This window comes from Streptomyces sp. NPDC050564 (assembly GCF_044457265.1).
GTDB lineage: Bacteria > Actinomycetota > Actinomycetes > Streptomycetales > Streptomycetaceae > Streptomyces.
The window spans coordinates 97,787-111,694 of record NZ_JBITGS010000034.1 but is presented as its reverse complement, the minus strand read 5'-3'; the positions used below and the strand labels follow the sequence as shown (position 1 = coordinate 111,694).

Sequence of the window (13,908 nt, the reverse complement as noted above, 5' to 3'; positions counted from 1 at the left end):
ACAAGCAGCGCGCCCGCGAGGCCGGCTACAACCCCGCTCTCCGACAGGTCGGCAACCGCCTCGTCGGCATCCTCCACGGATGCCTCAAGACCCGCCCCCTCTACGACGAAGCGACCGCCTGGTCACACCACGCCCACCTCCATGCCGCTTGACACCAAACGACATGGGGTGTCTGACCAGCCAAAACGCCGCCCTCAAGTCCGGAAAGACAACAACTTCTTACCTTGCCCGGTGAGCGACAGCGCCGCTGTTCCTCCGCGGCTGGCAGTCCATGCACGCTCGACGAGTCGAACCGCGTTCGGATACCGGGCGGCTATGTCAGGTCGTTCTCGAACGCGGCGGTCTGTTTCTGGTCGTCCGCCCCGCCTGCGGGCCTGTGCTGGGGGTAGGCGCCGGAACCCGGATGGACCTTGTCGATGAGATCGCGGTATTGCGGGTTGCGGGAGATGAACTCGCCCACGACCGGGCAGATGACGGTGATCTTCTTTCCGGTTGGGCGGATCTCGTCCAACACGCGCGCGATGAGCTCCGTGGCGACCCGGTGGTGGCGGTAGGCGGGGTCGACCCAGGTCGTCAACAACACGACGCGGCCGCCAACGAACCGGTACGAGAGTTCCGCGATCGCTTCGGGTCCGATAGCCGCGAACCATCGGCTGCGCTCCGTGTCATTGACGACATCAAGCTCCCAGCTCGACGCCACCTCGCTGAGACCTGTCTTGTCCAATGCGGCGATGAGCGTCGCGTTGTTCTCTTCCCGGGCAGCTGCCTCGGCCTCGACGCTCGTCGTCACTCTCATACCTTCTCCCCGAGGAAGCCTGAAGGGCTGGTCTATGACCGGTGTGACTCTCTTGGCTCCCGGGTGCTCGGGGTCGATGAGGTCGGCGTACGCCGGGTGGCGCTCGATGAAAGTACGCACGATCGGGCACGTGATGGTGACCGTCTTTCCGTGCGCGCGCACGTCGTCCAGGACGCGTCGGATCAGCTCGGTGGCGATCCCCTGGTTGCGGAACTCGGGGATCACTGAGGTGGCCAGCAGCACGAGCCGGTTCTCGCCGGCGGCCTTGTAGGTCAGTCCTGCCACCTCTGTGTCGCCGGCCTTGGCCTCGTAGACACCGGTCTTCTCGTCGTTGACGACGTCGAAATCGAACGCGGGAGCACGGGGATTATCGTTGGCATCGTCGATGAGGACGGCCTGATCCTGAGCGAGGAGGCCTGGGTCTGCCCTCTCGACGTCGCCGACGGTCGAGCGGTTCGGCTCGGTTGGGCTGGTCATGCGGGGTGGTCCTTTGCTGGTTGTGTCCGGGCATGTGCGGTGGCCTCATGGGCGAACGATGGTCTTGCCTTTGACCCGCTCGGCCGGGTTGAAAGCGGAAACGGTGTCGTCGAGGGTGACGACCTGGCCGATGTTCGTGCGCAGACGTCCGTCCCGGACGCGCTGGACGACCTCAGCCAGCTGTGCGCGGTCGGCTTCGACGACGAAGTCGACCGCCAGGCCGTCCTTCGGCTGCGTCTCGGCCGGGCCGGCGATGGTCACCAGCATCCCGCCTGCTCGTACCAGCCCCGCCGACCGCTTCCCGATGGCACCACCGATCACGTCGAAGACCAGGTCGACGCCGCCGACGTCTTCCAGTGCGTCGCTGCCGAGGTCGACGAACTCCTGCGCCCCGAATTCCATCGCGGCCTGAGAGCACGTCGTTGCCCGCGGCCTTCGGCTCCGGACGATCGGTCAGCGTCATTCCGGCCGTTACCGCCGCCTGATCCGTCACCACAATCGCCTTCACGAGACGCCTCCCTGTCTCCGGTTCCCTGCCTGCGCGGCACGGACCGTCCCACCAGAGCCGGCCAATCCAACGGGCTGCTGCGATCTCGGCTCGGCCCTCGAGTCACTACCTTCACCCTAACCCCAAAGTGGACGCAAGAGTCCAAAGATGGGAGGGTGGAAGTGCTGCGGGGTGATGGCAGGTGGTCCCGTGTGCGGACGCACCCGATCACCGATTACTGGGTCCAAGCGCCACATTAGTCAGAGCCTCGCGCGGAAGCGCCGGCGAGCGCAGGTCAAGGGGTGCGTTCGTTGACGCGCGCCTCAGTCTGGACGAAACAGTCCCGTTGCTGCATGATCGACGGGCCAGGCGAACCTACGGGGCGAACCACAGCCGTGACGCGCAGACGGAGCTCGCAGGAGCCAGCAGTCGCAGGGCCGACTGTCACCGCCCACGACAGAAGCCGGTGCGCTGCCTGATTCAGAACGAGAAAAGGACACTGCTCGATGCACAATCTGGCCCCAGCGCCCAATCAGGATCGTCAGGGCAGAACATTCCGGCTTGCATTCCTGTCCGCGGTGCTCTCCCTGGCGGCCGCGTTTGCCGCGGTGGGCTCGACGATCCCCCTGTTCAACGTCTACCGGGCCCAGGACGGGTTCACCAACGCGGGCATCTCGATGACAGTCGTCGCCTACTCCGCCGCCACGATCAGCACCCTGCTGGTACTGGGACGGCTGTCCAACCATGTGGGCCGGCGGCTCGCGGCCCTGGCCAGCCTCGGCCTGCTCGTGCTGGGCTGCCTGGTGCTGTTGAACGTGCACCACATAGCCGTCCTGATCGCCGGCCGGCTCCTGATGGGTCTGGGGGCCGGGTTGGCCAGCAGCAGCCTCACCGCGTACATCGTCGACACCGCACCCGCAAAGCCGGCCTGGCTGGCCTCAGTCGCGTCCAGCCAGACAGTCATGCTCGGCCTTGCCATAGGCGCCATCGCCTCCGGTGCCCTGGTCCAGTTCGGCCCCTGGCCACGCGACCTCATCTACCTCATTTCCGTCGGCCTGCTCCTGCTGTCCACCGTGCTCATCGCCATCAGCCCGGACACCGTAGCCCCCGTCCCCGGCGCGTGGCGATCACTGAAGCCCACTGTCCGCGTACCGGTCCGGGTCAGGCATCTGCTAGCCGTAACGGCCGCAGTCCTCTTGTCCACCTGGGCGACCGGGGCGTTCTACCAAGCCTTCGTTCCCGCGCTGGTCGAAGACCAGCTCCGCACACACAGTTCACTCGTCCTGGGCCTGGTGTTCGCCGCTTACATGGCCCCCAGTGCTCTGGGCGCTCCCCTCAGTGGCCGATTCGCACCGGCGGGAGCTCAACGCATCGGCATGGCGGCCTTCTTCGCCGGCTGGATCGGCATCATCACAGCGATCGCCACCGGTGCACTTCCCTTGTTCATCGCCGCAACTATCGTCGCCGGGGCCGGTCAGGGCATCGCCATCAGCGGCACCACCCGCAGCCTGCTGTCCGGCAGCAGCCTGGCAGACCGGGCACCGATCTTCGCCGTGGTGTATCTCCTCAGCTACAGCGGCGCGACCATTCCCAGCCTCATCACCGGCCAACTGGCCAACGCCTTTTCGCTGCCGAAGATCGCGCTCGGCTACGGCGCTTTTGCCCTCGTCGCCACCTTGTTCACCGTCATCGCGGCACGCAATCCGCACACCGACACGACCAGTCAGCACGATGAGTGCTCACGGCAAATCTCGCCGTCACCCTGACGGCACTTGACGCCGAACAAGGCCGCCGCCAGTACTCGTCCACGCCTGCCTGTCGCCCCGCGGATCGCACGTGCTGCTTCATCGGCCCGAACGGGCCTCGGCGAGGATCACATCCCCATCCGTGGCTCGGTCCGGAGTGGAATCAGCGGGCGGACAGGCTCTCGATATACCTGCCCGGTCGCGAGCTGGTCGATCGGCGCCTCGGGAGGAAGCGCGTGACTGTCTCGAAGCCTGCGCAACACGCCGGCCAGCCCAATCTGTGAGTGCATTCCTGACGGCGCACCCCAGGCAGCTGTGACGTGAGACGTCGCACCTAGAAAGAGACGCGTTCGAGTGCCCGGCCACTTGGGGGCGCGTCAGGAAAGGATCCGCATGAGCGCGGAGAGTGCCTGAGGCCACACAGCGTCGGAGGGCCCCCCGTATCCCACGACGAGGGCATCGGCCATGACGTGCAGGGACCGTGCATGGCGGTATCGAGACAGGCCAGCCACTTTGAGTCCCTGCTGGGTCGCCGACTGAAGGACGCGCTGCTCGGTCCCGGGCGGCAGACTGAGCACGGTATGCAGGCCAGCCGCTGTCCCTGTGACGCGCACCTTCGGGGCGTGCTGGGCCAGGGCTGTGACCAGAGAGTCCCGCCGATCGCGGTAGCGCCGACGGGCAGCACGTACGTGACGGCTGTAGGCGCCGGAGGTGATGAATTCCGCCATGGCCAGCTGGCTCAATACCTCGGACGAGTCGGTCTGTCCCTTGGCCGCCACAGCTTCCTCAGCGAGCGTGGGAGGCAGCGCCATCCAGGCCAGCCGCAGGCCAGGAGCAAGGGTCTGGCTGGCGGTACCCAGATAGACCACGCAGTCTGGAGCGAGTCCCTGGAGCGCTCCGACGGACTGGTGGTCGAACCGGAACTCACCGTCGTAGTCATCCTCCAGGACCAGCCCGCCTGTCCGTCTGGCCCAGTCCACGACTGCCGTCCGGCGATCGCGCTGCAGTGTCGTGCCCACAGGGAATTGGTGAGCCGGTGTGAGCAGGACCGTATCGGTGCCGTCAGGCGGGACCGGGTAGGTCCCGTGAGTATCCAGGGGAAGCGAGAGGGTCTCCAGCCCGGCAGCCGCCAGCAGGCCGCGGTGCCTGTCTGGGCCGTAGGACTCGACGGCGACATTCCTTGCCCCACGGCCGGCCAGGACTTTGCTCAGGATCTGCAGGCCGTGGGAGATGCCGGCGCAGATCAGTATGTGCTCCGGACTCGTGTATACGCCCCGGGCTCGTGCGAGATGGTCTGCGAGTGCGGCCCGTAGCTCTGGCCGGCCGCGGGGGTCACCGTAGCCGAACGCGTCGTCGGGAGCCGCGGCCAGGGCGCGGCGTGTGGCCCTCAGCCAGGCTGCACGAGGAAAAGCGGTGAGGTCGGGGTTGCCTGGGATCAGGTCGTAGCAAGGTTCACCGGGCGGCTGGGCGGACGAGCGGACCGAGACCGGTCGAGTGATCGTTCTGTCTGCCACGAGTGTGCCCGAGCCTCTGCGGGCGGTAAGCCATCCCTCGGCGACGAGGTCGCCATAGGCGTCAGCCACGGTGTTGCGGGCAAGCCCGAGGTCGGCGGCGAGTTGGCGGGAGGAGGGCAGCCGTGTGCCGGGTGCCAGGCGGCCGCTGCGGACAGCGTCGCGCATGGCTGCGGCCAGCGCGCGGCGCACACCCCGTCCAGCTCGAATCAGATCACTCTCAAAGGCCTGCCGTAGCCGCTCTGGACTGGTCGTACCGCGGGCGGCGAGGGGCTCGACGGGCATGGCGGAGGTCAGGCCCGGTGGCCGTAGGTGTGCGGATCCACAGGCTGCTCGGATTTGGGAAGTCGGCCGACCACGAGACGGTAGGAGTCGATCACGAGTTCCTTCACCAGCTTCTCGTCGACGGTGCCCCCGCCTTCCACCGTGATCCAGTGCCTCTTGTTCATGTGATAGCCGGGGGTGATGTCTGTGTGCCGTTCACGTAGGGCTGCGGCGTCGTCCGGATCAGCTTTCAGGATCACGACAGGGTGCCCCGGCATGTCGGTCATGAGCATGAAAACCTTGCCGCGCACCTTGTAGAGGTCCCAGTCGGGGCCGAAACGATGCTCCAGGTCGGCGCCGGGCAGTTCCACGGTGCAGTCGCCCGCGATCTTCTGCAGCTTCTGTCCGTCCATGGTGATCAACTCCTCTATCAATCGAGTGCCCCGGCCGACCGGCCAAGGCCCCAAGGTGGGTTCCGGCGACCGCCTGACGGCGCGGCGTTGGCGCTCCCGAGGTCCTGGGCGAGAAGGCCCGCCACAGATGCCAGGCCGTCGGCGCTGCGGGCCTTCCACGCTCTTGCCGTCACCTCCGTGAACCTGTTCAGGTCTAGAGCGTCCCGTTGGCTCTGCCGCGGGCAGCCCCCGTCTATCAGGCTCACGGAACTGTTGCTCTGCTCCCTCAGTGCCTGCCTGGGGCGGTAGGCGTACGCGCGAACGTAACCGGCGGCGGCTGGAGGGGCGTCGCCGCCGGGCACGTGCTCCGCCGGTTTCGAGGCGCTCACCGGTTTGCCTGGCCTGAGCAACAGCGCAGCTAGGACAGCGCGCTGCCCCGGCTGACCGGCTCCGGCCTCGACCCCCTGTTTGCGTAGCCGGACGGGACCGACCATTGAGCACTGGACGTCCACGTGCATGGTGCTTACCGTCCTGGAGATCCTTGTGAGGCTTGACCGCTCAGCTGTCCGCAGGAGACCGCTCTCTCCAAACGTACCGCAAGTCGGCCATTTTTCAGGACCAAATAGTCCTCTCTTGCTGAGAGGGCCTCCGCTTTTGACTTGAGGCTGGGCTACGCACAGGCGCAGAAGGGGCTACGCCGGGCACGGAATGTGAGGTCGGACGCCTCCTTCTGCCGGCAAACCCCCGTCCGGCCCGGCTATGGATGTCGGGAGGCGGTGAAGGTCCGGTGCCGGAGACTGCGACGCGACCGCCTGCGGTGCGGCACCAGGATTTCTTGGTGCCGCTCTGCCGCAGACGGCTTAGTGCCCTGAAGGGCCTTCCGCCGGTGGACTGGTGTCCTCGGCAGGCACGGTATAGGCCTTGACGTGGCCGATCGCCATGTCCAGGGCGATCCTCATGGGTTTGACGTCCTGGGCTGTCTGCGCAAGGAGGTAGCCACCCTGAAGGGCGGCCATGAGGCCGGTGGCCAGCTCTTTGGCATCTGCGTCGGCCCTGAGGACTCCCGAGTCCTTCATTCGCTCGAGCCCGGCCTCGAGTAGTCCCTCCCAGCTGTCGAAGTGCCGGGCGAGCGCCTCGCGTGCCTCTTCGTCCTGATCGGCCAACTCGCTTGCAAGGGATCCGAGCGGGCAGCCGTACGCCCCGTTTCGGAGCGCGTTGTGTTCGATCAGCACGTCCCGCCAGCGCTCCAGCCCGCGGAGGGAGTTGAGCCGCTGAAGTAGCTGGTGCTGACGTTTGAGCAGTTCAGCAGCTTGCAAGGCGACAACGTCCCGCACCAGTGCATCCTTGTCGGGGTAGTGGCGGTAGAGCTGGGATTTGCTCGTTCCGCTGGCCGCCCTGACCTCGTCGAGGGTCGTGGCAGACACGCCCCTGACGTACATCATGTCGGCGGCAGCCTTCAAAATGCGCTCCCGAGTCGCCCGCCCGCGCTCAGTCAGCCGGGAGTCGTTTCTGTCGCGCGCCTGTTCCGCCACATAGGCCAGATTACCGCTGCGTAGGCTAGCAGGATTGAAAAGGGACCTCAAGGTCCTTTTTTCTGTGCGCCTCCCGGGCGGCGGGACCGGCCGGAGCCGCACCCGGCCGAGTGCGCCTGGGTTCCGGGCCGGCACTACCACGGGACGATCCAGGCCCCCGGCGCCGCCTCTGAGGCCGAAGCGGTCCCCGCCCCTCTGTTTGTCCCCTCCCCATTGACCAGGCGCACGTGACCATCGGCAACGTCCCGACCCGCGATGACGCCGCTGTCGCCTTCGATCCGACCGAGCGGATCACCGGGAGGACGATCGTAGGCGTTCGTCGATACACGCAGTCGGCCGGTGCCGCCCCAGAATGACCGGCCGCGTGGACGAGGCCTGCTCTGCGGCAGATAGTTGATGAAGGACGACGAGGTCATATCGCTCGACGATGAGGGTGAGCGACAAATGGACGCCTCGGACGAACTTCTTCAGATGGCTACACCGTCGGCTCTTTTGACCCTGGACGGAGCGATCCGCAGCCTCAACGCGGCAATGGCCAGGACACTGGGCAGGTCCGTGGAGCAGCGCGTGGGTCGTGGCTTCGGTGATCTGTTGCCCGCAAGCCAGCTGACTGCGGTCAAGAGTCTCGTGGCCCACGCCGCCACGACGAAGACGGTTGCGATGCGGGTGCTGGAGTTCCCCGGGCCAGGTACAGCATCTGTCGTCTGCCTTGTCGAGGCACGACCAGTGAATGATCCCGTAGGTGGCGAGTCGCTGGTGTGGGTGCACTCATTGAACGCGGGAAACGACTTGGGCGCCCTGCTGATCCCGTTCCGTCTGGCAGCCAAGGCCGCCAACCTCGGTCTGTGCATGTATTCACCCCAGGAGCGCGAGCTGGAGTGGCTGGGTGGTGCACCCGCCTTGGCGGCGCTGTTCCCGGAGGCCTCTATGTCGTTGTCCGAGGTGGTTCGGCGAGTCCACCCCGGTGACCGCGGGGCGCTGCGGCGGCTCGTGCGTTCGACGGCCGCCCGGTCCCCCTGGATCAGGTTGCGGTTCCTTACCGAGCGCGATGGCTGGCACCTTCTGGTCTGCCGGGCCCGTCGGCTCATTCTGGGGTCTGGCGGCCCTGAGCGGGTCTTCGGAGTGATCCGCGATGACACCAAGAGGGAAGCGCGCAGACGCAGAGCGAAGGACGCGCTGAGTGCTGAGCGTCAGCGCGCCGACGAGATCGCGGCCTTCTCTTCCGCCGTGATGACTGCAGTCACGGAGCAAGAAGTACGGCAGGTCGTCCTGACCCGGCTCGCCGCGACATTCGGTGGTACCGGCGCCGCGCTAGCGTTCATCACGCAAGGCCGCCTACGCGTTTCCTCCGATGCCGGGATCCCGATACCGGTGGCCGCCTGCAAGGCCTGCCGCTAGACGCCCCCAGCGCGCTGCCCTATGTGATCCGCACTGGCGAGCCGCAGTTCATTCCCAACCAGGAGGACTACATCCGCCGCTGGCCGCACGGGGCCATGGTGCCGTACTTCGACCAGCTCGACTCCGGCTTCGCCATCTCGATCACCTCCCTCAGCCCGATCGGCGATCAGCCGCTCGGGGCCTGGCTGGTGACCTACGACAGCGAACATCACTCGTCCCCGGATGAGCGCGCCCTCATGGGTACTCTTGCCGATCTTGCAGGCCAGGCACTGAAACGCGTTAGCTTGCAAGAGGCACGAGTCGAGCTGGCCACGGCGCTCCAACAGACCATGCTCCCCACGCTGCCCGAGCACCTCCCCGGCCTGGAGGTCGCCGCCCGATACCGACCAAGCCGCGACGGGCTCGATATTGGCGGAGACTGGTACGACGCCTTCGTCATGCCGGACGGTGCCGTCGCCCTGGAGATCGGCGACGCCCAAGGGCACGACGTGGACGCCGCCGCCTTCATGGGACAGGTGCGCGCATCCATGCGCGCGATCGCCGCCCACGAACCGGGTCCCGCAACCGTGCTGGCTCGCACCAACGAGCTGCTCGTCACGATGGGCGCAGCACGATTCGCCAGCTGCACCATGCTGCGTATCGACCCAGGCGACGGACGGGTCACCGGTGCGAGCGCTGGCCATGTGCCGTTGCTGTATGCACGCGACGACGGCAGCCGCAGCATCCACGAGTTGCCGGGAGGCCCGGTGCTAGGAGTCGTGCTCGGCACCGAGTACGGCGAGGAGACCTTCGCATTGCACGAGGACAGCGCGCTGGTCATGGTCACCGACGGCGTGGTCGAAGGACCGGGCCTCACATTGGAGGCCGGACTGGAACGAGCCGGAACACTGGCTGGCGCGGCCCTCCACGAGGGGCTGAATGCCGAGGAGACCGCTGACCGCGTCCTCGACGCTGCTGTCGCGGTGGACCACCTGGACGACGTGGCTGCGCTGGTCATCCGGCGCGCATGAGACTCGATGCGTCCGTGCGCCGGGCAAGGTCGTACAGGTAGCTGCTCCAGACAGGTGGCGGCGGAGCCGAACGCGCTCCTCGAACCGCGAAGGTGGGCTCAGTTGCGAGCGAAGAACGCGATGTGGTCCAGCGCCATGTCCAGCGCGACGGCCATCGGCTCGGAGCTGTGCGCGTTCTGTGCAAGCACGTAACCTCCCTGCAGAGCGGCCAGCAGACCAGTGCCCAAGCGTTGTGGGTCGGCGTCCTCGGAGAGTACGCCGAGGACGCGGAGCCGGGTCAGTGTCTCGACGAGCATCCGTTGCCAGGCATCGAATGATGCGTTGAGCGCTTGGCGGGACTGCTCATCGTTGTCGGACAGCTCAATCGACATCGCTCCCAGCGCGCACCCATACGAGCCGTCCTGCAGTGAGTTGGCGTGGACCAGGGCGTCGCGCCAGCGGCGCAGACCGGCGAGGGTCTTCACACCGCGCAGGTGCTGTTCCTCGCGGGCGAGGACGAACTTCGACTGCACGTCGATCACGGCGTGGATCAGCGCGCGTTTGTCCTCGAAGTGGTTGTACAACTGCGACTTGCTCGTTCCGCTCGCCAGCCGGACGTCATCGAGCGTGGTGGCGTTGACGCCCCTGACATAAAACAGCTTGGCCGCCGAATCAACGATCCGTGAACGGGTCTCCAGGCCGCGTGGCGTGCGGCGAACATCGCTGGTTGCGGACACGGTGTCTCCCTCAGGCACGTTACTCACTCGTGCTGCTCAGCCGTGGAGCGCATCACAAGCGCGGTGGCCTCGATCTCCAGGCGGATCAGTTGTGGCACCAATACGACCATAAAGGCCGACCGGCGAGAGATGACGCCCTTGTGATTCTTCACGCAGGTATCCCTGACGTCGCGGCCTGTAAGCCAGGACCGGACCTGGCCGACATCGCCCAGTTCCGCGGCCGCCCGCCGCGGCGCCCCGCGGTCCGGGGCTTGCCGGGCCTCTCGGCGAAAACCTCCTGCAGGGTTCCGTCCTGACGCAGTGACGGAGAGGGCCGGCGCGGTGCAGCCCGGGGTCGTGACGCATCGAGGTAGGCGCCGAGGCGGCGCGACACCCTGGCGTCGATGACCTGTGCTGCGACAGCCATGTCAACCAGTACCTCATCGTGGACGGATGCGAGATGGAGGTGCAGGCAGAGCCGGCAGGTCTTGTCGTCGTTCCTGCCGAGCCCTCAATCTAGCTTGGACTAAATAGTCCACTCAGTCAATCGATCCGGATCGAGTCAGGCCGACGCGAGCCCGCGCGGTCCGACTGGCACAGTCGCTCACAACGAAGCTCACCTGCAGCTTTGACCTGCACATTTAATGACGAGGCTCGATCTCGACCCGCCCGCAGCAAACCTGGCGGACCCTTCCCTTCCGGGAGTGGGGTTGCACAGACGTTTCTGGTCTGTATAGTCCTTTCTATGTGGTGTCCGAGGCGATGAAGAGATCCGGAACTCGGCACCGACGGAGTCGCCACCCTTGCAGGCCACCGGGCGCAACCGACGCGACCGTCGAGGTTGCGGCCGGCGCAGGAAGAGCCTGCGGCGGAGCTCCGAAGCACTACGAGCCCGGCTCGGGCTCGACGACTATTCACACCCCGATCAGAGGTCGATTCACCGTGTCACGACTGAACGTTCCCGCTCCAGAGGACGTGCCTGCCGGCGCGCAGCAGATACTCGGCAACGTGGGTGCGCAGCTGGGCTTCATCCCGAACATGTTCAAGACCCTCGCGTCGAACCCGGCCGTTCTGGAGGTCGTCACGACTCTGCAAGGCACCCTGAGCCGGGTTCTCGACGGGAGGACCCGGCACAGCATCGCCCTGGCCGTGTCGCAGGCCAACGGCTGCAGTTACTGCCTGGCGATGCACACCCACGTCGCGACCGAATTCGGCGGCATGTCGGACGACGACATCAAGCTCGCCCGCGTGGGCAGCTCACTCGATCCCAAACGTGCCGCGGCCGCCCGCTTCGCGCAGCAGGTGGTCGAGAGCCGCGGGCAGGTCAGCGACACCGACCTCGCGGACGTACGAGGCGCCGGATACACCGACGCGCAGATCCTGGCCATCGTCGCGGTGGCGGTGCAGTTCCTGCTCACCAACTTCATCAACAACGTCAACCAGACCGACCTCGACATCCCCGCCGTCGACCCGGTCGATACGACCGTGCCCCAGTGAACCCCGCCCCCCGAACCGCCGCCCCCGGCGGCCCGCGGAAAGTCCCACCACCGTGCTGCGGGATACATGGGAGCTCCGGTGGACGAGGGCCACGCGCCGGACCCGCCTCGTCGAGTCCGTAGAAATCGTCGACGGCCCGCGTCATCTCGTCTGTTGAGGCCGGGCTGCGTCAGGAAACGCCACGCGGCCGCCGGCAACACCCCACCCGCCGGTTGATCTCTGTAACCCCCGACGCGGCTCAGGCACGCAGTCGGCAACCCCCCACTGAGTCAACGATCATTCAGGAAGGCTCGACATGCCGGGCTCCGAACTCTATGAGCAATTCATGGCGCTGCACACCCGCGACGGTGGCCTCGTCATGCCCAACGCGTGGGACGGCCTCTCGGCCCTGATGCTGGCCGACGCCGGCTTCGAGGCGATCGCGACATCGTCCGCGGCGATCGCCGCCACACTCGGCCGCCTCGACGGGCGTCACCGAGTCACCCGCGAAGAGCACCTGGAGCACGCGCGGCTGCTCGGCCGCCTCACAGGGCTGCCCGTCAACGGAGACTTCGAGGACGGATACGGCGACACGCGCGAAGACGTCGCCGCGACCGTCGAGGCCGCCGTGGAGTCCGGGCTGGCCGGCATCGGGGTGGAGGACACCTCGGGCGATCCCGACATGCCGATCCGCGACTTCGACGAAGCAGTCAGTCGCGTACGCAGCGCCGTCGCCGCTTCAAAGGGACGCATTGTCGTCACCGGGCGCACCGACAACTTCATCCAGGGCCGACCCGATCTCGACGACGCCATCCGGCGTCTGACGGCCTTCGCTGAGGTGGGCGCAGATGTGGTCTACGCGCCGTTCCCGCCCGACCTCGACGCACTCGTTGCGATCGTCACCGCGGTCGCCCCGACACCGGTCAACGTCCTGGTGTCTCCGTCGGACAAGGTGCTCACCGTCGCCGAACTGCAGCAGGCCGGGGTTAAGCGCATCAGCTTGGGTCCGATGCTCTACACCCACGCGATGGGGGCGGCCGAAGAGGCCGCGAAGGCGCTCCTCGCAGGCGACCTCGCCTCGGCGACGACGGGCATGAAGTTCGCCCGTGTCAACGAACTGCTCGCCCGCGGCAAGAACTAACCCGATCAGCACGAATCACTGACTGTTCATTAGCGATCACAACACAAAGGCAGGATGACATGGATCTCGGCAAGCTCATGAACAAGCACCTCACCAGGTACTTCGACCCCAGCAAGACGATCCCCGAGGAGACACTCCAGAAACTGCTGGGATTCTTGCGCTCGACGCCGTCGTCGACGAACGTGCAGCCCAACCACTTCTACGTCCTCGCCACGCCCGAAGGCAAGGAGCGGCTGGCGGCCAACCTCGGCGAACGATTCCAGGACAACAGCGAGAAGATCCTGAACGCCTCACACACCGTCATCCTCACCACCAGGGCGGACCTTCCCGAAAGCCACCTCCAGGCGGTGTTCGACAAGGAGCGGGCCGACGGCCGGTTCCCCGACCCGGCCAAGCAGGCGCGGTGGGAGTCGATGACCCGCGACTTCCTCAACCTGCGCAACTACGGCTACAAGGACCTGAACCACTGGATGGAAAAGCAGACCTACCTCGCGATGGGTCTGACCATGATGGCGGCTGCTGAGCTCGGCGTCGAAGCCATGCCGCTTGAAGGCTTCGACCCGACCAGCGTCGACAAGGCGTTCAAGATCCGCGAAACCGGACACACCACGACGGTGCTGCTGGCCCTCGGCTACCCCGACCCGGCGAAGGCGTACGGCAGCCCGATTTCACGCTTCGAGACCGACCAGCTGTTCACGTTCGTCTAGACGACCGCGGCACCGGGAACTCGGGGACCCCTGGTCCTCGAGGCCGGCCCATCCCGGAGAGCCAGACCGGCGGCCCGAGCCGCCGGTCATCGGCAGCGGGTTCTCCGATCCGCGTGGTGCCGTCGAACTGCTCAGCACAGATTCGCTGGTCGTGGGTGTCGGCGAGAGTCAGGCCGCCCCCGAGTAGGACGCCGTCTCGCCGGCACCGAACGGCTGGGCAGCACCTTCCGCAGCGTCTCGACAGCCACGACGTACCGCTCGTCGAGCGCCACTGCCT

Annotated in this window: 13 protein-coding genes and 1 pseudogene; 7 read left to right on the top strand and 7 right to left on the bottom strand. The window is 66.7% G+C overall.

Features of this window, described 5'->3' with window-relative positions:
* A pseudogene (locus ACIBK0_RS39715) lies at positions 1-152 on the top strand (IS110 family transposase); the annotation flags it as partial.
* A 161-nt stretch (positions 153-313) separates the two neighbouring features.
* Here ACIBK0_RS39715 and ACIBK0_RS39710 read toward each other — a convergent pair.
* Together ACIBK0_RS39710 and ACIBK0_RS39705 are read right to left on the bottom strand one after the other, a co-directional pair.
* Complete coding sequence (locus ACIBK0_RS39710; RefSeq protein ID WP_399091185.1) at positions 314-1,273, bottom strand: GNAT family N-acetyltransferase; 960 nt, start codon at positions 1,271-1,273, stop codon at positions 314-316.
* 45 nt (positions 1,274-1,318) lie between these two features.
* Positions 1,319-1,675 (bottom strand): zinc-binding dehydrogenase, encoded by a 357-nt coding sequence (locus ACIBK0_RS39705; RefSeq protein ID WP_399091182.1) that lies wholly within the window; start codon positions 1,673-1,675, stop codon positions 1,319-1,321.
* Positions 1,676-2,266: 591 nt separating this feature from the next.
* Here ACIBK0_RS39705 and ACIBK0_RS39700 point away from each other — a divergent pair.
* On the top strand, positions 2,267-3,526 hold the full coding sequence (locus tag ACIBK0_RS39700; protein ID WP_399091179.1) for an MFS transporter: 1,260 nt from the start codon (positions 2,267-2,269) through the stop codon (positions 3,524-3,526).
* A gap of 356 nt (positions 3,527-3,882) precedes the next feature.
* On the opposite strand, the gene ACIBK0_RS39695 is transcribed toward ACIBK0_RS39700, so the two are convergent.
* From ACIBK0_RS39695 to ACIBK0_RS39685, 3 genes are all read right to left on the bottom strand, one after another.
* Positions 3,883-5,184 carry a PLP-dependent aminotransferase family protein gene (locus tag ACIBK0_RS39695; RefSeq protein WP_399091209.1) on the bottom strand — a complete coding sequence of 434 codons (1,302 nt, stop codon included), beginning with the start codon at positions 5,182-5,184 and terminating at the stop codon, positions 3,883-3,885.
* Between the two features lie 125 nt (positions 5,185-5,309).
* Complete coding sequence (locus ACIBK0_RS39690) at positions 5,310-5,693, bottom strand: MmcQ/YjbR family DNA-binding protein (RefSeq protein ID WP_399091175.1); 384 nt, start codon at positions 5,691-5,693, stop codon at positions 5,310-5,312.
* 839 nt (positions 5,694-6,532) lie between these two features.
* The gene (locus tag ACIBK0_RS39685) at positions 6,533-7,204 is read right to left on the bottom strand and encodes a TetR/AcrR family transcriptional regulator (RefSeq protein ID WP_399091172.1); all 672 of its coding nucleotides are present in this window, start codon (positions 7,202-7,204) and stop codon (positions 6,533-6,535) included.
* Positions 7,205-7,600: 396 nt separating this feature from the next.
* On the opposite strand from ACIBK0_RS39685, the gene ACIBK0_RS39680 reads away from it, so the two are divergent.
* Both ACIBK0_RS39680 and ACIBK0_RS39675 read left to right on the top strand, forming a co-directional pair.
* A complete protein-coding gene (locus ACIBK0_RS39680; RefSeq protein ID WP_399091169.1) occupies positions 7,601-8,602 on the top strand; it encodes a PAS domain-containing protein in 1,002 nt (333 codons plus the stop codon).
* Positions 8,603-8,625: 23 nt separating this feature from the next.
* Positions 8,626-9,612: a PP2C family protein-serine/threonine phosphatase gene (locus ACIBK0_RS39675; protein WP_399091167.1), complete on the top strand. Its 987-nt coding sequence runs from the start codon at positions 8,626-8,628 to the stop codon at positions 9,610-9,612.
* Positions 9,613-9,710: 98 nt separating this feature from the next.
* Here ACIBK0_RS39675 and ACIBK0_RS39670 read toward each other — a convergent pair whose 3' ends face one another.
* Together ACIBK0_RS39670 and ACIBK0_RS39665 are read right to left on the bottom strand one after the other, a co-directional pair.
* Positions 9,711-10,328: a TetR/AcrR family transcriptional regulator gene (locus tag ACIBK0_RS39670; protein ID WP_381967313.1), complete on the bottom strand. Its 618-nt coding sequence runs from the start codon at positions 10,326-10,328 to the stop codon at positions 9,711-9,713.
* 23 nt (positions 10,329-10,351) lie between these two features.
* On the bottom strand, positions 10,352-10,480 hold the full coding sequence (locus tag ACIBK0_RS39665; protein WP_399091163.1) for a hypothetical protein: 129 nt from the start codon (positions 10,478-10,480) through the stop codon (positions 10,352-10,354).
* Positions 10,481-11,249: 769 nt separating this feature from the next.
* Here ACIBK0_RS39665 and ACIBK0_RS39660 point away from each other — a divergent pair.
* From ACIBK0_RS39660 to ACIBK0_RS39650, 3 genes are all read left to right on the top strand, one after another.
* Entirely contained in the window at positions 11,250-11,804 is a 555-nt protein-coding gene (locus ACIBK0_RS39660; protein WP_399091160.1) for a carboxymuconolactone decarboxylase family protein, read from the top strand.
* A 295-nt stretch (positions 11,805-12,099) separates the two neighbouring features.
* Positions 12,100-12,924: an isocitrate lyase/phosphoenolpyruvate mutase family protein gene (locus ACIBK0_RS39655; protein WP_399091157.1), complete on the top strand. Its 825-nt coding sequence runs from the start codon at positions 12,100-12,102 to the stop codon at positions 12,922-12,924.
* Positions 12,925-12,983: 59 nt separating this feature from the next.
* Positions 12,984-13,631 (top strand): nitroreductase family protein, encoded by a 648-nt coding sequence (locus ACIBK0_RS39650; RefSeq protein ID WP_399091154.1) that lies wholly within the window; start codon positions 12,984-12,986, stop codon positions 13,629-13,631.
* The last annotated feature ends 277 nt before the right edge of the window (positions 13,632-13,908 follow it).